Below are 19605 nucleotides of genomic sequence, written 5' to 3'. Positions count from 1 at the left end.
ATGCATCAATGACAGAAACATCCTGTTTTAAGCTGTTGGTTTTTATCATTTGAACATTCGATATTCGTATTTGTTTCGGATTTCGGATTTCGATATTCGCGTTTTGGCTGAACAGGGTTTTCGTTCAGCCACTAATTAAGGGGTCAAACCTTAATTCTTGCCTTACGGAAAATCGGGGACAGTATTGGAGATAAAGATACTGTCCCCGATTTTTTTGTTTTACTGCTGCAGGTCGTCCACCATCCGGGCGGTTTCGACAAAAAAGGGTTCGGTGAAGCGGGTTTGGATTGTCAACATGGATTTGACAAGATCGTTTTCAAGCTCGCTGGTGGCCAGGATGTATTTGAACTTGCCCGCGGCATCGAGCTTTTGTCTGAACTGCTGCTCGCCGCCGGCGGATTCCATGAGAAACATGGCAAAATTGTTCACTGTTTTGACCACCTCGTCAATGTTGAGATAAAAGATGTTTCGTTTGCCTGTGATGCTTTCCTTTAACCGGTCATCTGCCAGGCTCGCGGCAAAACCCTGGTCCTTTTTGCCGTCAAGGGCTTTTTCATACAGGGGCTTTCCTGATGAAATCATGAATGTTTCGTCATCAATGCCCATATAAACCTGTGTTACACCGGCATTGATCACATAAGCATCCGTCCCCCCCACCTGCCGGCGGCTGATCATGGACTGCTTGTCCGGGGGCAGCAGTTTGATGAACTTTTCAATGACATCCTTCATGACTTTGGCGTCGTTGACCCCGGCTGTAAAAAGCGCGTTGTAGTTCATCAGGGTGATGCTGGCGCCGTCATACAGGGCCAGGTTCATGCTGCCGCTGAGATTGTCGAGCAGCTCGGTCTCCGGGTCAATGCCGCTATTGCGCTCAAACTCCTTCATCCGGCTGGCAACCGTGGCATACTGTTCCGGGGGGAGCATGTCGGTGATCATTTCATAGTACTGCCGCATGTCCACACCAAAGGAAAGCAAGAAGGCCGCCGGATCGGCAATGCTTAAAACCTTGTCCCGGTTTATCCGGTCCGGGCTCCAGACCTTTTTGATATCCGCATCCGGCACCAGGGAGACAATTGTGTCCAGGGTAAAATCCGGGCTGCCAAACTCCGCGGTCATGGTCCCGGCGGAATACTGTCTGAGGGTTTGGAGCATCTCCTGGGTTTCGGCGGCGGAATCCGACCCGCTGGCCGCGGCCTGCCGGATCTGCTCAGCATTGGCTTCCACCATGCCGGCGATATTGAAATAAGCCGCCAGCCCACGGGTAAAATCCGTGTCTGCAGCCACTTCCCGGAAGGTTTTCGAATCGGCCAGCGAAGCGTTGTTTTCCAGGAGCGAATCCAGAAAGGCCTGGGGATCGTTATCTGAATTGACTGCCATGCAAAGATACTGGTCTTTAACCGCCATGGCCCCTTCTGCCTCCGGGTAGCGCCACTTGAGGTATGAGCGGCCGTTTTTTTCGGCTTCAGCGACAAGGACATTTTCTTTTTCAAGCGCTGCGCGGAGCGTATTCATTGCGGTCTCACCGTCGGATACCGGCAGCAGGGCCAGGACATCAAAATCGGTCTGCCGGCTGTCAGCGGCATCCAACTGTAAGTTGGGAATCGCCAGGCAAAAGGGTTGGGCCGTGTCAAACCCGGCCTGCCGGACCTGCTCAAGATCCATCAGGTTAAAGCCCAGGGCTGCGTTGATCCGGTCAATCTCTTTTTGCTCCACGGAAACGCCCAGAACAGAATTTTGCGAGACAGCCAACTGCCCATACAGGTTTTCCAGGCCCTCGAATTTGACCAGCACCTGGGTGTTTTCCGGCACCATTTCCAGCAGCGGCAATTGTTCTGCTGCAGGAGGAAGGCCGGCTGACCCTTTGTCTTCGCCATCTCCGGAACAGGCGGCTATGGCCAGCATTGAAATAATTAGAACAACACACGACACTAAACGCATTTTTTTCATGATTTATCTCCATAGGACGGGGTTGAAAGTTTTTGTTTGCCGGCCGTATCCATAGCACACAACTGCCCCGCAAACAAACAATAAGCTTATAAACCCCGTGTGAATCCGGAAAAGATTGCGTCTGTTATTTATAAACCGAGCTTGGCCTTGGCTTTGAGACGATAGGCGTGAAGCAGAGGCTCGGTGTAGCCGTTTGTCTGGTCCCGGCCTTTGAAAATCAGGTCGCAGGCGGCCTGAAAGGCCAGGCTGTTGTCAAAGTCTTTTGCCATGGGAATGTAGCCGGGATCATCGGCGTTCTGCCGGTCCACCACTTCGGCCATGCGCCTGAGGGTTTCCATGACCTGGTCTTTGGTGCAGATGCCGTGATACAGCCAGTTGCAGATATGCTGGGATGAAATCCGCAGGGTGGCCCGGTCTTCCATCAAGCCCACGTCCCGGATATCCGGAACCTTGGAGCAGCCCACGCCCTGATCAATCCAGCGCACCACGTATCCGAGAATGCCCTGGCAGTTGTTGTCCAGCTCCTGCTTGATGTCATCTGCGCTCAGCGCCTCCGGGTCGGCCATCAGCGGCAGGGTCAGAAGATCGTCAATGCCGGCGCGCCGCTTTCCGGCCAGTTCCTGCTGGCGGGCGTCCACATTGACCCGGTGATAATGAATGGCGTGCAAAGTGGCGGCCGTGGGAGACGGCACCCAGGCGCAGCTGGCCCCGGCCTTTGGGTGGCCGATTTTGGCGTCCATCATGTCGGCCATCTTGTCGGGCATGGCCCACATACCCTTGCCGATCTGGGCGCGGCCCCGCAGGCCGGCGGCCAGGCCCACATCCACGTTCCAGTCCTCGTAGGCGGTCATCCAGGCGGCCTGCTTCATTTCCCCTTTCCGGATCATGGGGCCGGCTTCCATGGAGGTATGGATTTCGTCTCCGGTGCGGTCCAGAAATCCCGTGTTGATGAAAATAATCCGGTCCTTGACCGCGCGAATGCATTCTTTGAGGTTGACCGTGGTGCGGCGTTCCTCGTCCATGACCCCCACCTTGAGGGTGTTGCGCGCCAGGCCCAGTGCGTCTTCAATGCGGGCAAACAGGTCATCGGTAAATGCGGTCTCGTCCGCGCCGTGCAGCTTGGGCTTGACAATGTAGATGCTGCCGGTTTTGCTGTTTTGAAACCGGGTGTTGCCCTTTAGATCGTGGATGGCGATCAGGGCGGTGATCATGCCGTCCATGATCCCTTCAAACACCTCGTTGCCTTGAGCGTCCAAAATTGCGCTGTTTGTCATGAGATGGCCCACGTTTCGCACCAGCATGAGGCTGCGGCCCGGAAGGCCAAAGGAATCGCCGCGGGCATCGGTATAGTGCCGGTTCGGGTTCATCTGCCGGGTGATGGTTTTGCCGCCCTTTTCAAAGCTTTCTTCCAGGTCCCCCTTTGTCAGGCCCAGCCAGTTGCGGTAAATGGCGGTTTTGTCGGCTGCATCGGCGGCTGCCACCGAGTCCTCAAAATCCACAATGGTGGTCAGGGCTGCTTCCAGGATCACATCTTTGACATTGGCGGCATCGGTTTTGCCCACGGGATCGGCCGGATCAATGACGATTTCCATGTGCATGCCGTTTTTGACCAGCAAAACCGCATCGGGCCGGTCGGCCGATCCCCTGTAGCCGGCGAACCGGGACGGGTCTTTAAGGCCGGTTTCAGCGCCGTCTTTGAGGCGGACAGTCAGTTTTCCGCCGTCAATGCGGTATTCTGCGGCATCTGCATGGCTGCCCTGCGCCAGGGGGGCGGATTGGTCCAGCACGGCCCGGGCATAGGCAATGACTTTTTCGCCCCGCACGGGATTGTATTGGGTGCCCTTATGGGCCCCGCCTTGTTCGGAGATTACGTCTGATCCGTAAAGCGCGTCATAAAGGCTTCCCCACCGGGCATTGGCCGCGTTTAATGAAAACCGCGCATTGGATGCCGGCACCACGAGCTGGGGGCCGGCCACCTGCGCGATCTCCGGGTCCACATTTTGGGTGGCGGCTTCGAAATCCCCGCCTTCCGGCTGGAGATAGCCGATTTCGCGTAAAAACGCCTTGTATTCGGCCATATCAAAAGGCCTGCCTTTGCGCTGCTGGTACCAGTCGTCCAGTGCGGCCCGGAGCTGGTCGCGTTTTTCCAGAAGCTCCCGGTTTCGGGGGGTCATATCCGCCACGATGCTGCCGAGGGCGGACCAGAAATCATCGGGTTTGATTCCGGTGCCGTCAATGGCCTCGTTGTTTATGAAATCATACAGAATCCGTGCAACCTGAAGGCCGCCTGCATTTACCCTATCAGTCATAGCAACTCTCCCTTGTTTGAATCTGATAAACACATTACTGAGCGTCTAAGGAAGAAAGCCCTGCGGCCGGGGTCGGCTTTTTCGCTCCTGACCGTTTTTGCGGATTCATCAAATGCCTTTGCTTAAAATTGACAAATTCGCTCTGCCTTGCTCAAACAGTTTAAATTTTTCACGCAAAAACGCTCAATGTCGCTTCAAAAGCCGACCCCGCCCTTGGACTTCCTTGGAAGTCTCAAATCAGAGATAACCGTCAAGCAATAAACAAATAAATTATTGATTTTACTTAACACTTAATCACTTAAAACTTAACACTGCCTGTAAAAAAGACTTTTTACAGGCTCATCATTCTTATTTTTTGAGAAACCCGGCAATGGCCTCTCCGATGGCTTCCGGCGAATCTTCCTGGATAAAATGAAGGCCATTGACTGTAACCTCCTGCTGCTCGGGCCAGCAACGGCAGTATTCCCGCTGCCCGCCGACAAGGATCATTCCTGGGTTTGCATTGATAAAAAGCTTTGGCACACTGGCGGTTTCCAGCCATTTTCCGTAAGCCGAGACAATTTCGGCCACATCCGCAGGATCGCCGTATATGGGAATTTCCCTTGGCCAGGTCAGTGTCGGGCGCCGGTCCTCGCCCGGGTTGAAAAACGGGCGGCGGTATTCGGTCATTTCTGCGGGGCTCAGATTGCGCTGGATGGAGGCGGGAAGGATTTTTTCCACAAATGCGTTGTTTTTCAAAATAATTTCATCGCCCTGCTCAGACCGTAACCGCTCAAACATGTTCCTGGCGCTATCCGGCCAGTCCGACCAGTTCAGGGGCTGGACAATGGCTTCCATGTAAACGATTGCCCGCACACTTTCAGGATGGCGGCGGCTCCAGTCAAAGCCCAGGGCAGAGCCCCAGTCATGGATTACAAAAACCACGTTTTTATCAATTCCCATCTGTGCCAGAAATTCGTCGAGAAACCTGCGGTGTTCAACAAACCGGTAGGCGCCCGGTCCTGAGTCCGCCAGCTTGTCCGAATCGCCCATTCCGATCAGATCCGGGGCAATGCATCTGCCCAAAGGCGTCACAAAGGGAATCACGTTGCGCCACAGATACGACGAGGTGGGATTTCCATGCAGAAACACGATCGGATCGCCCTGCCCCTCGTCCACATAGGCCATGTTGCGGCCCAAAACCTGGATTGTTTTTTTGGGATAATGCTGTTCCGACAAAACCATTTATAACCTCCGGGCCTTGTATGGATTGGCAACTGACTGCGCGTTTTGGACGACAGATGTTTGATGAGCCTGTAAAAAGTCTTTTTTACAGGCAGTTTTAAGTGATTAAGTGTTAAGTGTTAAGTAAAATCAAAAAGTTATTTCCTTATTGGTTGGCGGTTATATCCGTTTTCGGACTTTTTACAATTCCATCATGTTTGGTGCGGTTACTTACATAAAATAACCTTTTGCGCCGGAATGACAAACAAGGTTTGCCGGCAGGGCCAGACCATTATTTTAGGCCGGGAGATGAGACAACTAAGGCATTGGCGTAACCAGGGCATTGGCAGCTTGTGCCGGTTTTCGCATGGAGCGGGTCGGGTGCGGTTTGTTTGTCTGCGGCGTGCTTTCGGCGATCGGACCGGGGCTTTGGCTGGAATTTTAAAAACTCGGGCGGATCGCCCTCAGACAGTTTAAAATTCCGGGCGCCAAAGCCCCGGTCCGATCTTATGCCGAAACCGCGCCAATGCAGCCAAACAAACCACCCCCGCCCCACCCCATGGCCAAGGTACTGGAAACAAGCGGGAACAAATGTTTTTTACCAAGAGCTCCTTTTAATTTGAATGCCGATATAGAGTTACCCAACCTGGAAAGGTGTTTCCAATGTGTTTTTCAGACTTATCGAACTTGAGAATGCTCCCCAAGGAAGCCCGGAGGGCGGGGGCGGGTTTTTGAAGCGACATTGAGCGTTTTTGCGAAGAGATTCAGCCAATGCCGAAGCCGGAAAATTTCAAACTGTCTGAGGCCGACAGGCCGAGTTTTTGAAATTTCGGCGAAGGCGTTGGCTGAATCCGCAAAAAGGCTCAGGAGCGAAAAAACCCGGCCCCGGCCTCAGGGTTTCCTTCCTCCAGGCCACCGCCTTCATTGCGGCCGGACAAGACCGCCCAGGTCTATCCCCATGCCCCATCGGCTGAAAAAAGCCTGAGAAAAGCTTATACTGCTGGCAAGACACACGGAATTGACGTTTTTCACATATTGTCGTATATTTAGGCAAATACGGCAGATCTCTGTGATCATCTTGGAAAAGCAGGAAAAAATCATGAACACCATCCCTCCGGCAGACATGGAAATCTATCGCCGCACTGCCAGGCGAAACAAGGAGGCTGCGGAAAAACGACGCCGCCAGCGCGTGAAGAGGGGATGGGGCGTGGCCGGAAAAGCCGCCGACCTGCTGCGAAAGCGATTCCACGCAGAAAAAATCATTGTTTTTGGCTCCCTTCTGCGGCCGGAATATTTTGACGAACGTTCGGATGTGGACCTGGCGGTCTCCGGGGTTGCGGACAGCGAATTCCTGCGGGCTGTTGCCGCGGTCACCGGGATAGACAATGACATTGCAGTGGATTTGATCCAGATTGAACAGGCGCCGGAGTCCCTGCGCAAAGAACTGGAAAACGGGGTGACCATATGATCATAGCAAGGGGACCTTACCAGGCCCTGGCAGGCCGACTGGAACAAATGATGGAAGATGTCCGGCGCGTTGTTCAACGGGTGGGGATTTTGCTGGAAAAAGCCCGCAAAAGCGGTGATGATGGTTATCTTGACGGACTTGCCCTGAATCTGCACAGTTTTTATGCTGCAATGGAATCCTGCTTTGAAGACATTGCCAGAACAGTTGACGGAGGGGTGCCCGGCGGCGCAAACTGGCACCAGGAACTTCTCCAGCAGATGGCCGCTGACATGAAAGGCCTGCGCCCTCCCGTGATCGGGCGGGCAACAAGAGAGTGCCTGGATGAATACAGGGCTTTTCGCCACCTGGTCCGCAATATCTATACTTTCAACTTGAAACCCGAGCGGCTTGAAGCCCTTGCAGATGATGCAGATGCATGCTTTGTCTTGTGCAAACAGGATATGGAACAATTCATTGATTTTCTTCGGGAACTCGACGCCCTGTAATCAACAGATGCGGGCAAAGGCTGATAGGATTGCTGCGGCCTCAGGGGTCGGGGTGACGTTTTGCAAAAGGCGTTCGGGACTGCGGCCCTCACGGATCAGGTCCTCTGCCTGTTTTTGAATGTAGGCCCGCATGATTTCGGCTGAAAATTCCGGGTGAAACTGCACGCCCCAGGCACGGCCGCCGATGCGAAAGGCGTGATTCGGGTCATGATCGCTTTGGGCCAGATGCACCGCCCCGGGCGGCAATTTCAGCACAGTCTGGGAATGGGTGGCATGGGCGGAAAAACGCTGGGGAACACCGGCAAAAATCGGATCTGATTCGGCCGCACCGGGAAAAACCCGGACTTCCACCGTGCCCACTTCCCTGCCCTGCGGGTGATAGCCGGCCTTGCCGCCCGCAGCCCGGGCCAGCAGGTGATGGCCGTAACAGATGCCCAAAACCGGGACCCCGGCATGCAGCAGCTCCTTTAGCCAGTTTTCCGTGCGCACGCTCCACTCCGCGTTGTCTGTGGCCATGGCATGCGAGCCGGTGAGTACAGCGCCGGCGCACTTTTCCGGCGCCGGCAGCCCCTGGCCGTTTTTCGCGTCCACAATGCGGACAAACGCTCCGGGCGCATCCAGGCCGTTTTGGGTCCAGTGCTCAAAATCACCGAACCGGGACTTCATGTCCGCATACGTGGCGCCCAGTTTTATGATGCAAAGCTTTTTCATGTCCGCCTCCTGCTGTCCCGCCTTTGGCTTTTACACGGCAGGATTTCCAAAACATTAAGCTAAGCCCAAACATCTCCCTGTCAACATCTCAACCAGCGAAAGTTTTCACGTCTTGATTGCACTTTGCTGACAAATGCATTATATTGTTGACACAATCATTCAGAAGGAAAATGGCCATGCCCACACTTCAAATCAGAGATCTGCCCGAGCATCTGCATAACCGGCTGAAGGAAGAAGCCGGAAAACAGCACAGAAGCCTTTCCCAGCAAGCGGTTGTAGCGCTTTCAAAAGGAATGGGAAAACCGCTGGACGCAAAAGCCCGCAGAAAACAATTGCTGGAGCGCATTTGCACAGCTCCGGCACATGGATTTACAGGACAATTAAAAGACCCTGCGGAGCTGATCCGCCGGGACCGGGAGCGCTGATGATTGTTGTCATGGATACCAGCATCGGCGCTGAAATCGTCTTGCAGCGCACACATGCCGGGCTCTGGGCCGGGCACCTGCAAAACGCGGACTGGGTGATCGCACCGAATCTCTACATCGCGGAAATCACAAACGTTTTCTGGAAATACCACACGTTCCAGGAACTGCCCGCAGACATCTGCGAGGCCTGCATTGAAAACGCCCTGATGCTTCCTGATGATTATGCCGCAGAAACCGATCTTTACAGGGAGGCGTTTGCATTGGCCTGCAAAACGCAAATGACGGCTTATGATATGTTTTTTCTGGTGCTTGCGCGCCGGCACAACGCCGCTTTGGCCACCATGGACAAAAAGCTGAAAAACACGGCGCAAAATCAATCCGTTCGCACGCTTTAGATAAAACACCACCCCTTTTCCCGCTGATACCAACACAGGGATTTACCTGCCGGTACAAAAATGCTATTGATTTTTTATTTTCCTGCAAAAGGGAGGTTGCCGCATGACGGATGAAAATAACGGCGGAAAGCTTGATCTGTGGGTGACCGAGACCCACAAGAACATGGTCTCTCTGGGATTTCGGGTGGAGCGCACCCTGTTTTCGGGCACAAGCGCCTATCAGCAGGTGGATGTGGTGGAAACCGCCGGCCACGGAACACTGCTGTTAAACGACGGCATTGTCATGGTCTCGGAAAGAGACGAGTTCGTCTACCATGAAATGATCGCCCACGTGCCCCTGTTTACCATTGCCGAGCCCAAAAGCGTGCTGATCATCGGCGGCGGCGACGGGGGAACGGCCCGTGAGGTGCTGCGCCACAAAAGCGTTGAGCGGGTCGTGATGGTGGAAATCGACCAAATGGTGGTTGATGCATGTAAAAAGCACATGCCCTCGGTTTCCTGTGCCCTGGACGACCCCCGCCTGGAGCTGGTCATCGACGACGGGGTCAAATACGTCCAGAACTGCACGGAAACATTTGACGCTGTGCTCATTGATTCCACCGATCCCATCGGACCGGCCCAGCCGCTGTTTGACCGGTCATTTTACAAAAATGCGGCCGGCCTGCTTTCGCAAAACGGGGTGATGATCTCCCAGTCTGAATCGCCGTTTTACGACACTGAAATCCAGAATTCCATGTTTTCCAACCAGCGGCCCTTTTTTGAAAAAATCCACATGTACACCTTCTCCACCCTCACCTACCCGGGCGGGCTGTGGAGCTTCGGGTTTGCCTCAAACGGGCTTTGCCCGATCCGGGATTTTGATCCAAAGCGCGCAGAGGCGCCGGGCATGGACATGCAGTATTACAATCCAGCAGTCCACCGGGCGGCATTCGCCCTGCCCGGCTTTGTCACAAGGGGTCTGACCGGACTCATCGACCCGGTGCCATTATAAATCAACGCAAACAACATCAGGTGCGGAGGATGTCATGAGTATCAATACTGTAAAAAAAATCGATGATCTGGTAAAGGTCAGCACGGTTTTGATAAGCGTTTCAGACAAAACCGGGCTTGAGGACTTTGTGCCCCGTATGGTAAAGGCCAACCCCAATATCCGGATTTTGTCCACCGGCGGCACGTATAAAAAGATTGAACAGATCCTGGGCAAAAAGGCCGAAAAAGTGCTCACCCCGGTTTCCGAATACACGGGACAGCCCGAAACCCAGGGCGGGCTGGTCAAGACCCTGGATTTCAAGATCTATCTGGGCCTTCTCACCGAAACCCACAACCCGGATCATCAGGCCGATCTCAAACGCACCGGGGCCGTGCCCGTCAACATGGTGGTGGTCAACCTCTACCCGTTTCAGCAGACCATCGAGGCCGCAGATGTCACCCCGGAAAAGGCCCGGGGCAACATTGACATCGGCGGACCGTGCATGATCCGGGCGGCAGCCAAAAACTTCATCCGGGTGGCCCCTGTGGTGGACCCCAAGGATTATCCCAAAGTCCTGGAGGAACTCGAGTCCATGGAGTCCATGACATCTCTGGAGACCCGGATCAGCCTGGCCAAAAAGGCTTTTTTCCACACCGCCGGATATGACCAGGCCATTGCCAATTACCTGCGCGAAACCGCGTTTAACGATATCCAGGGCGCATACGAAGAAATCCTGTAACCCAAAGATGGCGCCGTAAAAAGTCCAATATCTGCGTTACGCGCAATTTCTCAGAATTTCACGTACAGCCAAGTACGCTGCATTCTTCGAAATTGCGCAAGCCTTGATCTTGAACTTTTTACGGCGCCATCTGAAATCAGACTTTTTACCGCGTTCGCTGTTTGTCAGGAACTTTTTACCGCATGCTTAAAAGCTTTGATTTTATTTTTTTGAACCTTGAACCTTGAACCTTGAACCTTGAACGAAGTTAGAAGGCCAGAAACTTCTTGATCTTACTCAATACTTAAAACTTAACACTGAAAACTTAACACTAATCACTTAAAACTGATGGAGCGACCCGAAATGGCCGACGATCTGAAAAAAATGTATAAAACCATCATGGACGATCACTTTCCGCCGCAGATGGAGATCTCCTTTGTGGACGGGGACAACCGCCAGACCCTGTTTTACGAAAAGGTGGACTGGGTGATCGAAGGGGTGCGAAAGGGCCTGCGCTACGGGGAAAACCCCGGACAGGAAGCGGCTTTGTACCGGCTGGCAAACGGCAACCTGGTGCTGGGCGAAACCCGCACCATTGCCCCGGGCCAGTACCTGGCCTCGGACATCGAGCTGCTGCAGTCCGGCAAACATCCGGGCAAAACCAATCTCACGGACGCAGACAACGCCTTAAACATTCTGCGCTACTTCACCGACACACCCTGTGCCATTATTGTCAAGCACAACAACCCCTGCGGGGCGGCCGTATCCGAAACCCTGACCGACGCCTATGCCAAAGCCTACATGGCAGACCGGGTTGCGGCATTCGGCGGCTGCATTGCCGTCAACCGGGCACTGGACAAGCCCACGGCAGAAGCCGTGGCCAGCCAGTATGCCGAGGTGATCGTGGCCCCGGAATATGAAGAAGGGGTCATGGACATTCTGGCAAATCGCAAGAACCTGCGGGTGATCCAGATTCAGAACATCGAGAGGCTCCAGTCCTTTGTGGGCCAGCGCGTGGTGGAGTTTAAAAACTTGATTGACGGCGGCCTGATCACCCAGTGGTCCTTTGTGCCCGAAGCCCGCAGCGATGCCGACTTCAAGCTGGCTGAATGCGAATACAAGGGAGAGGTTTACCGCATCAACCGGCCGCCCACAAAAAACGAACTGGCCGACATCCGGTTCGGCTGGCTGCTGGAATCGGGCGTAACCTCAAACTCTGTGCTCTATGTCAAAGACGGGGTGTCTGTGGGCATCGGAACCGGTGAGCAGGATCGGGTGGGCGTGGCGGAAATCGCCCGTGACAAGGCCTACCGCAAGCTTGCGGACCGCTACTGCTTTGAGCAGCATAACATGCCCTATAACGAACTGGCAGACGGGGACAAAAAAGATGAGATCAACGCCCGGGTCAAGGCGGAAAAAGGCGGCCTGATCGGTTCAACCATGGTCAGCGACGCGTTTTTCCCGTTCCGTGACGGCGTGGACGTGGGCCTGCGCGAAGGGGTCACCGCAGTGGTGCATCCGGGCGGATCGCTAAATGATTACCAGTCCATTGAGGCCTGCAACGAAAACAATGCCACCATGGTGCTCACCGGCCAGCGCAGCTTCAAACACTAATCATCTTGTTCGGGTTCGGTCCAGTCGCAGGTGTAGGCCAGCTCGTCGATCCAGGTTTTATCCCAGAGCCTGACACGGGTGCAGTAGGCGGCGCGGCCGATTAAGTGGGCGGCCACCGGGGCGGTGAACAAAATAAACAAAATGGCGGCAAAAGCGCGCAGGGTGGTGCTCAGATCCATGTAAAACAGGGCCAGGGCCAGAAACATCAGACCCGAGCCCAGAGCACCCGCCTTGGTGGCCGCGTGCATCCGGATGATGGTATCCGGCAGGCGCAGCATGCCCAGGCCGGCCACAAAGCAGAAGACCCCGCCGGCTATCATGAAAAATGCCACAAAATATTGCGTCATTGATCAATCTCCTCCTGGTGTTCGTCAATCCGGCCGCTTCTGGCCAGCCGCTCCCGGAACCGGGCCAGGGCCACGGTGCCCAGAAACGCGATCAAGGCATAGGCAATGGCCACGTCCAGAAACGCCCTTTGCTGCCGGTAAATCGACAGGGCCGCCAGAATGGCCACGATCAGAACGGAAATCAGATCCAGGGCCACGATCCGGTCTGCCTGGCTCGGGCCGGCAAGCAGCCGTATAAAAGCCAGCAGCACCGCCAGGGCCAGCAGTACCAGGGTGATTTTTGCAGCGGTTTGGACAACAATGCTTTCCACAACCATTATCGCACGGCCTCCAGCACCCGTTTTTCGATTTTTTCCTTGATATCCCGGCGGGCGGTTTCCACGTCGTCTAAAAACATCATGTGCACATACAGGGTTTTGCGGTCCGCGGAAACATCCAGGCTCAAGGTCCCCGGGGTCAGGGAGATGATGTTGGCCACCAGCATGATCTCAAAATCGGTTGTGGCATCCAGGGGAACACCGATCACCGCAGGGCTGGAAAAATGCCTGGGCGTGATCACATCCCACAAAACCCGGAAGTTGGACACCAGCAAAAGCCAGACAAATGTGGCCGCAAGCCGGACAATGTTGATCACCCGGGCGAAATATCCCGAGGGCCCGTAGAGATGCCTGGTGATCCAAAGCGCCATATACCCGATCACAAAACCGGAAACAAACCCGGTCGGGTTGAGCTGGCCCATGATCACGGCAAAGCCGGCTGCCAGAAACAGGTTAAAGACAAACAGGTTGCTCATCTGCCACCTCCGAGTACCGCATCGACGTAAATGCCGGGATTCATAAGCTCATGGGCCGCGGAACCGGCCAGATCCACAAACGGGCCCGGCAAAAGCCCCATTGCCAGGGTTAGCATCACAAGCACCACAATGGGCGCATACAGCCAGAAATCGCCCCGCCCCCGCTCTTGTGCGTCAATCCCCGTTTCCGGTTCCCCCTCCGGGGCCGGCTTCCAGAAGGCCTCGGCCCATATCTTTGTCATGGAATAGGTTGTCAGCAGTCCCACCACAATGGCTGCGGCCGCGGCCACATAGGCTTCGGCCTCAAGCCCGGCGCGGATCACCAGAAACTTGGCCCAGAACCCGGACAAGGGCGGAAACCCGGCCAGGGAAAACGCGGAAATAAAAAACAGAATCGTGATAAACCCGTGGTTTTTATAAAGCCCCCCGAGCCGGCCGAGCTCAAAGGAGCCGGCCTTTTGCCGGCACACACCCGAGATCAGAAACAGGTTGGCCTTGACAATCATGTTGTGCGCCAGAAAAAACACCGCCCCGGTCAGGGCCAGGGGCGTAAACAATGCCAGGCCCAGCACCATGTAGCCCACCTGGCTGATGATGTGAAACGACAGAATGCGCCTGAACTCGTAGAACGCCGCAGTGCCCAGCACGCCCACGATCATGGTCAGCACGCCGGCTGCCAGCAGGATTCCGTGGGTATAGGCGATGTCAAAGATAAAAACCAGGGTAAACATCCGAATCAGGGCATAGACCCCCACCTTGGTCAGCAGCCCGGCCATTATGGTGGACACGGCCACGGGCGGGGTATGATAGGACGCGGGCAGCCAGAAAAACAGCGGGAAGATGCCGGCCTTGATGCCGAATGCGGTCATAAACAGGGCGGCCACGGCGGTAAGCAGGCCCTTGTGCTCCACCTGCTGAACTGCGGAGTGCAGATCCGCCATGTTCAGGGTCCCGGTCATGCCATATAACAGGCCGATGCCCGAGATAAACAGCAAGGTGGCAAACAGGTTGATCATCACGTATTTCACCCCGCCGTCGAGCTGCTGTTTTTCCCCGCCCATGACCAGCAGTCCGAATGAGGCCATGAGCATGACCTCAAACCACACGTAGAGATTAAACAGATCACCTGTTAAAAACGCCCCGCAGACCCCGCCGATCAGGATATGCAGCAGGGGCTGGTAGCCTGCGGCCAGCATACCCGCGCGAATCTCGGCCCTGGAATAGGCGGTTACCGAAAGGCCCAGAATTCCCGTGACTGCCACAAGAATAGCGCTGAAATGATCAGCCGCCAGGGTGATGCCGAAAGGCGCGGGCCATGATCCGATCTGAACCGTGACAATGCCGGTTTTGGCAACCCGTGCCAGCAGGAGCATGCAAACCACAAAATGCACCAGGGCCCCGGAAATGGCTACCCTGCCCTGCAGGCGAAGATGATTTCGCAAACACAGGGTCATTGCGGTCACGGCAAAGGGCACGATCACCGGAAGCACCACAAGCCAGTTCATGCGCCCTCCTTGCCCGGGCCATGAGCACCGCCGGTCCCGGCCTGCCCCCCCTCTTCTGCCCCGCTGCTCTCTCTGGGCTCGGATACGCGCATCAGTTCGGTCTCCACCGTGTTCAGCGACTGGTAGGCTTTATAAAACAGGATAAATACAAAGGTCAGCAGCGCAAACCCGATGACAATGGCGGTCAATATCAGGGCCTGGGGCAAAGCGTTTGCCATGGGCTGGGCCGCAACCCCCGCATCCGGATCAATCAGCGGCGGATGGGTCTGCGAAAGCCGGCCGGCAACGAAAATCAACAGGTTCACCGCGTTGGTGGCCAGCGCCAGCCCGAAGATAAAGCGGATCAGGTTGCCTGAGAGCATCAGGTACAGACTTGCGGCCACCATAAAACCGCATATCACAGACAGCAGGGTTTCCATGTCAATCCTTTTCCAGATCTTCTGCCAGATCCTGTTCCAGGGCCAGAATCAGGGTCAGAATCGCACCCAGGACAATGGCATACACGCCCACATCAAAGAAAAACGGGGTGCCCACAACCATTTCCGTGCCATTGAATTCGGCAATGGTCCACCACAGACCGGTTAGAAACGTTTTTCCGGCCGCCGCGGCAGCCAGCCCGGAAACAAGGGCGGCCAGCATGCCAAGGCCAACCAGCCACAGCGGATCGATCCGGATGGCCCGGCGCACGGATTGCGCCCCTTCTGAAATGGCATACAGGGCAAAGCCCGTGCCCGCCACCAGGGCCCCGGAAAACCCGCCGCCCGGGGAATTATGCCCGCGCAGCAGCAGATAAACCGAAAACACCAAAATCATGCTCACCAGAAAACGGGTGGCGGTTGCCAGAATCACCGAGCGGGTCATGGATTGGGCCTCCTTCTGCGGATCAGGGCATAGCCGGCAATGCCGGCAGCTGCCACCACGATGATTTCCCCCAGGGTGTCAAAGCTTCTGAAATCCACCAGGATCACGTTGACAATGTTTTTGCCGTGGGCGGCCAGGTAGCTGTTTTTCTCAAAAAACTCCGTCAGCGAGCGATCCAGGGGCGAAGACAGCATCGTGAGCATCAGGGTGGTGACCAGAATTCCAGTGGCCGCGGCCAGAGCGCCGTCAAAAAACTTTCGCCGCCTGCCCCGCCTGTCGCCGGAACCCAGCGACGGCAGCCGCAGCAGAATAATGGAGACAATGATCACGGTCAGGGTTTCCACCAGAAGCTGGGTCAGGGCCAGGTCCGGGGCGCCGAAGATGAGAAAAACAACGGCAATACCAGCACCCACCACGCCCAGCGAGCAGATGGCCAGCAGCACCGAGTGCGTGATCACCACCGCGGCCGCCGCAGCCAGGATCACAATGAGCAAAAGTGCCTGCTCCAAAGAGGGCATGGCAATTGAAATATCCACAAATCCTTGCATGCCGCGGACATAGCTAAAGGCGGTAACCATGAAAAATGCGGCCGCCACAATGAAAAAATAGCGGTGCAAAGATCCGTTTTGCAAAATCCGGTTCTGGGCCTTGCCTGCGGCTGCCACCGCGTTGATCACGTGTTCATATAATTGCGAGGCATCCAGGGAAACGGCCCCATACACCGCACACACCATGCGGTTGACCCGTTGGCGGTTGACATACAAAGCCACGCCAATGGCCAGGGTCAGAATGCTTAAGGCAAGAGGGTCGTTGATGCCGTGAAAAATGGCGAATTCAACATATGCCGTGGGCTCATGAATCGCCTTTACCGCCGGTTTGATCAAAACCCGGCCCACGAATTCCGGCACAACACCAAAAAAGATGGTGATCATCCCCAGTATCATGGGGCCGGACCACATGCGGATCCCGGCTTCTTTTGTTTCCAGATGGACCCCGGCCCGATCCGAGAGAAACGGGCGGATCAGAAAAACACCTGCCACAGCGGTCATCAGGCCGTTTGCCAGCACCGCCGCTGATGCGGCCAGCCCGGGCATCATGGTTTCGGCCAAAACGCCCTTGTACATGATCTCCTTTCCGATAAACCCGAAAAACAGCGGGAAACCGGCCATGGAAAGGCATGCTGCAAATGCGGCAAACCCGGTAAACGGCATGGACCGGGCAAGGCCGTCTAACCGGGCGATCTCCCGGGTGCCGGTCTGGTGATCAATAATGCCCGCCACCAAAAAAAGAGCGGACTTATACAGGGCATGCACCAGCAAAAAGGTCAGCACAGCGGTCATTGAAGGCGTGCTCTGCCCGCCCAGCAGCATGGTCATGATCCCCAGGCCCGCCACCGTGGTATAGGCCAGGATCTTTTTGAGATCCGTCTGCCCCAGGGCGGTAAAAGCGCCCAGAACGGCCGTGAATCCGCCCACAAGCACCAGGGTGGCCTCCCAGGCCGCAGTCCCCCCCATGATGGGATGAAACCGGGCCAGCAGATAAACCCCGCCCTTGACCATGGTGGCCGAGTGCAGATACGCGCTGACGGGCGAAGGCGCGGCCATGGCATTGGGCAGCCAGAAATGGAATGGAAACTGGGCCGACTTGGTAAATGCGCCGGCCAGCAGAAGCACCAGGATGGGGGTGTAGAGCTGATGGGCCTGCAGATCGTCTGCAGCATGGACCATCTGCGAAATCTCGTATGTGCCCGAAGCGATCTGCAAAAGCAAAAAACCCGCCAGCAGAGCCAGGCCCCCCGCCCCCGTGACCAGAAGGGCCTGACGGGCGCTTTTGCGGGATTTTTCCTGTTCGTGCTCAAACCCGATGAGCAAATAGGAAAATATGGTTGTCAGCTCCCAGAACACAAACAGGGCAATGGCGTTGTCTGCGGTGACCAGGCCGAGCATGGAGATCATAAAGGCGTGGAGAAAAAAGAAAAAACGGCCGGTGCGGGCATGGCCGTGCAAATAATCCACGGAATAAATGCTGACAAAAAACCCGATGCCCGTGATAATCAGGACAAACAAAAGGCTTAACCCGTCGATCATCAGCGACAGGTCCACGCCCAAAGCCGGCACCCAGGCAATGACCGCCCGATAGCTGCGGCCGGCCATGATTCCGGGAACCAGGCCCAGGGCAGCAGCAAACAGGGCCAGGGGAAGAAGGCCTGACAACCTTGCAGCCAGGTGGATACGATGATTGGACAAATGCGTGCTCATCTAAGGCAACCCGCCCTTAAACAATATCTCCGAGCCGGCGCACCGTGATCATGTTTGTGGTACCGGCCTCCCACATGGGATGACCCGCGGTGATCACAACGAGATCGCCCTTTTTGGCATGCCCCTTTTCAATGGCAAATTCCGAGGCCCGGTCAAACATTTCATCCGTGTCCCTGGTGTAATCCATAAGCCCGGGCAGACACCCCCAGTAAAGGGCGAGCTGGCGCACGGTCCGGATATCCGGGGATACGGCGATAATCCGGCTTTTCGGACGGAACCGGGCGATCTGGTGAGCGGTGTAGCCGCTTTTGGTGGTGGCGATAATGGCCCGGGCCGCCAGGTGATCGGAAAGAATGCAGGTGGCATGGGCCACGGATTCGGAAATCCGGGTTTGAAGAATTTCCTGAAAGGATTTTTCGTACGGGTATTTTTCCTCTGTGACCTTGGCAATGCGGCCCATGTATTCCACGGCGCGCACCGGGTGATTTCCTGTGGCGGTTTCTTCTGAAAGCATCAGGGCATCGGCACCGTCTAACACCGCGTTTGCAACATCAGTGGCCTCGGCCCGGGTGGGGCGCGGGGAGTCGAGCATGGAGCGCAGCATCTGGGTGGCAATGATCACCGGTTTTCCGGCTTCGTTTCCTTTTTCTACCAGCATCTTCTGGGTGCCGGGCACATTTTCCAGGGGGATTTCCACGCCCAGATCCCCCCGGGCCACCATGATGCCGTCTGAGACATCCATGATGTTGTCTATATCCTTTAAGGCCTCATGCTTTTCGATCTTGGCGATCACCGGGGTGCTGTGGCCGGCATGGGCAATGATCTCCTTTGCCTGGCGCACGTCCTCGGAGCGGCGAACAAAGGACATGGCCACGTAATCCACATCCTGGGAAAGGCCGAAGGCAAGATCGGCCTTGTCCTTTTCCGTGATGGCCGGGGTGCGCACAGAGCCGGAAGGCAGATTGATGCCCTTGTGCGATGTCAGGGTGCCGCCCGAGATCACCTCGCAGTGCACCTCGGTTTTCGTGGTCCGGGTGACCACCATCTCCATGAGCCCGTCTGCCAGCAAAATGGTGTCGCCCACTGAAACATCCTCGGGCAGATGCGGATAGCTCACAGACACCCTGTTGCCCTGCCCGGCTTCGGCATCGGTGGTCAGCACCAGAGTTTCTCCGGTTTTTAAATGAATGCCCGGGGGTTCAACCTCTCCCACGCGGATCTTGGGCCCCCGAAGATCCTGGAGAATGGCCACGGGCACCCCGGTTTCCTCAGAGGCGGTGCGCACCATTTGAATCATTTCCGCATGGTTTTCCCGGCCGCCGTGGGAGAAATTGAGCCGGGCCACGCTCATGCCGGCATGGATCATGCGCGTAAGGATATGGACATCCGCGCAGGCCGGTCCGATGGTACAGACGATTTTGGTCTTTGACATGCATCCCCTCCGGGGGGTTTAGAGTTCAAGGTTCAAGGTTCAAGGTTCAAGGTTGATGGCACCGTAAAAGTCTGATTTCAGATGGCGCCGTAAAAAGTTCAAGATCAAGGCTTGCGCAATTTCGAAGAATGCAGCGTACTTAGCCGTACGTGAAATTCTGAGAA

General features: G+C 55.7%; 19 protein-coding genes. 7 read left to right on the top strand and 12 right to left on the bottom strand.

All coding sequences use genetic code 11. The annotated features are described in order from the left end of the window. Positions 1-219: 219 nt before the first annotated feature. The 3 genes from ACTCIA_RS13765 to ACTCIA_RS13755 form a co-directional block, all read right to left on the bottom strand. Positions 220-1947: a hypothetical protein gene (locus ACTCIA_RS13765; protein ID WP_463002385.1), complete on the bottom strand. Its 1728-nt coding sequence runs from the start codon at positions 1945-1947 to the stop codon at positions 220-222. Between the two features lie 128 nt (positions 1948-2075). After that, positions 2076-4256, bottom strand: coding sequence for a malate synthase G (locus ACTCIA_RS13760; protein WP_463002384.1), 2181 nt, complete (start codon positions 4254-4256; stop codon positions 2076-2078). Between the two features lie 348 nt (positions 4257-4604). Next, a complete protein-coding gene (locus ACTCIA_RS13755; RefSeq protein WP_463002383.1) occupies positions 4605-5480 on the bottom strand; it encodes a haloalkane dehalogenase in 876 nt (291 codons plus the stop codon). A 1078-nt stretch (positions 5481-6558) separates the two neighbouring features. Between ACTCIA_RS13755 and ACTCIA_RS13750 the strand changes: the two genes are divergently transcribed. Continuing rightward, the gene (locus ACTCIA_RS13750; protein ID WP_463002382.1) at positions 6559-6927 is read left to right on the top strand and encodes a nucleotidyltransferase family protein; all 369 of its coding nucleotides are present in this window, start codon (positions 6559-6561) and stop codon (positions 6925-6927) included. Further along, positions 6924-7412 carry a ribonuclease toxin HepT-like protein gene (locus tag ACTCIA_RS13745; protein ID WP_463002381.1) on the top strand — a complete coding sequence of 163 codons (489 nt, stop codon included), beginning with the start codon at positions 6924-6926 and terminating at the stop codon, positions 7410-7412. Before ACTCIA_RS13750 ends, ACTCIA_RS13745 begins: the two co-directional genes overlap by 4 nt. Here the strand turns inward: ACTCIA_RS13745 and ACTCIA_RS13740 are convergent, their stop codons facing one another. After that, positions 7413-8123, bottom strand: a complete 711-nt coding sequence (locus ACTCIA_RS13740) for a glutamine amidotransferase (protein WP_463002380.1) — start codon at positions 8121-8123, stop codon at positions 7413-7415. It abuts the gene before it with no gap. A gap of 176 nt (positions 8124-8299) precedes the next feature. Between ACTCIA_RS13740 and ACTCIA_RS13735 the strand changes: the two genes are divergently transcribed. The 5 genes from ACTCIA_RS13735 (at position 8300) to ACTCIA_RS13715 (ending at position 12245) form a co-directional block, all read left to right on the top strand. Then, positions 8300-8548 carry a FitA-like ribbon-helix-helix domain-containing protein gene (locus tag ACTCIA_RS13735; RefSeq protein ID WP_463002379.1) on the top strand — a complete coding sequence of 83 codons (249 nt, stop codon included), beginning with the start codon at positions 8300-8302 and terminating at the stop codon, positions 8546-8548. Further along, the gene (locus ACTCIA_RS13730; protein ID WP_463002378.1) at positions 8548-8943 is read left to right on the top strand and encodes a type II toxin-antitoxin system VapC family toxin; all 396 of its coding nucleotides are present in this window, start codon (positions 8548-8550) and stop codon (positions 8941-8943) included. Before ACTCIA_RS13735 ends, ACTCIA_RS13730 begins: the two co-directional genes overlap by 1 nt. 103 nt (positions 8944-9046) lie before the next feature. Further along, positions 9047-9934, top strand: coding sequence for a polyamine aminopropyltransferase (gene speE / locus ACTCIA_RS13725; protein ID WP_463002377.1), 888 nt, complete (start codon positions 9047-9049; stop codon positions 9932-9934). Between the two features lie 34 nt (positions 9935-9968). Beyond that, a complete protein-coding gene (locus ACTCIA_RS13720) occupies positions 9969-10652 on the top strand; it encodes a hypothetical protein (protein WP_463002376.1) in 684 nt (227 codons plus the stop codon). Between the two features lie 342 nt (positions 10653-10994). Continuing rightward, on the top strand, positions 10995-12245 hold the full coding sequence (locus tag ACTCIA_RS13715; RefSeq protein WP_463002375.1) for an IMP cyclohydrolase: 1251 nt from the start codon (positions 10995-10997) through the stop codon (positions 12243-12245). Here ACTCIA_RS13715 and mnhG read toward each other — a convergent pair. Genes mnhG through pyk form a run of 8 tightly spaced genes read right to left on the bottom strand, consistent with a single transcriptional unit; the run spans position 12242 to position 19441 of the window. Beyond that, positions 12242-12592 (bottom strand): monovalent cation/H(+) antiporter subunit G, encoded by a 351-nt coding sequence (gene mnhG, locus ACTCIA_RS13710; protein WP_463002374.1) that lies wholly within the window; start codon positions 12590-12592, stop codon positions 12242-12244. The genes ACTCIA_RS13715 and mnhG overlap by 4 nt on opposite strands. Continuing rightward, a complete protein-coding gene (locus tag ACTCIA_RS13705; RefSeq protein WP_463002373.1) occupies positions 12589-12909 on the bottom strand; it encodes a monovalent cation/H+ antiporter complex subunit F in 321 nt (106 codons plus the stop codon). Before ACTCIA_RS13705 ends, mnhG begins: the two co-directional genes overlap by 4 nt. Beyond that, entirely contained in the window at positions 12909-13385 is a 477-nt protein-coding gene (locus ACTCIA_RS13700) for a Na+/H+ antiporter subunit E (RefSeq protein ID WP_463002372.1), read from the bottom strand. Before ACTCIA_RS13700 ends, ACTCIA_RS13705 begins: the two co-directional genes overlap by 1 nt. Further along, on the bottom strand, positions 13382-14890 hold the full coding sequence (locus ACTCIA_RS13695) for a Na+/H+ antiporter subunit D (RefSeq protein WP_463002371.1): 1509 nt from the start codon (positions 14888-14890) through the stop codon (positions 13382-13384). The genes ACTCIA_RS13700 and ACTCIA_RS13695 overlap by 4 nt, the downstream gene beginning before the upstream one ends. Beyond that, positions 14887-15309 (bottom strand): Na+/H+ antiporter subunit C, encoded by a 423-nt coding sequence (locus tag ACTCIA_RS13690; protein ID WP_463002370.1) that lies wholly within the window; start codon positions 15307-15309, stop codon positions 14887-14889. The genes ACTCIA_RS13695 and ACTCIA_RS13690 overlap by 4 nt, the downstream gene beginning before the upstream one ends. 1 nt (position 15310) lies before the next feature. Continuing rightward, positions 15311-15751 carry a Na+/H+ antiporter subunit B gene (locus ACTCIA_RS13685; RefSeq protein ID WP_463002369.1) on the bottom strand — a complete coding sequence of 147 codons (441 nt, stop codon included), beginning with the start codon at positions 15749-15751 and terminating at the stop codon, positions 15311-15313. Further along, positions 15748-18009, bottom strand: a complete 2262-nt coding sequence (gene mbhE / locus ACTCIA_RS13680; protein ID WP_463002368.1) for a hydrogen gas-evolving membrane-bound hydrogenase subunit E — start codon at positions 18007-18009, stop codon at positions 15748-15750. Before mbhE ends, ACTCIA_RS13685 begins: the two co-directional genes overlap by 4 nt. Positions 18010-18025: 16 nt before the next feature. Continuing rightward, positions 18026-19441: a pyruvate kinase gene (pyk, locus tag ACTCIA_RS13675; RefSeq protein ID WP_463002367.1), complete on the bottom strand. Its 1416-nt coding sequence runs from the start codon at positions 19439-19441 to the stop codon at positions 18026-18028. Positions 19442-19605 lie beyond the last annotated feature (164 nt).

The organism is Desulfosalsimonas sp. (assembly GCF_055149105.1).
The sequence above is the reverse complement of the archived record's forward strand: the minus strand, read 5'-3'. Positions and strand labels throughout refer to the sequence as shown.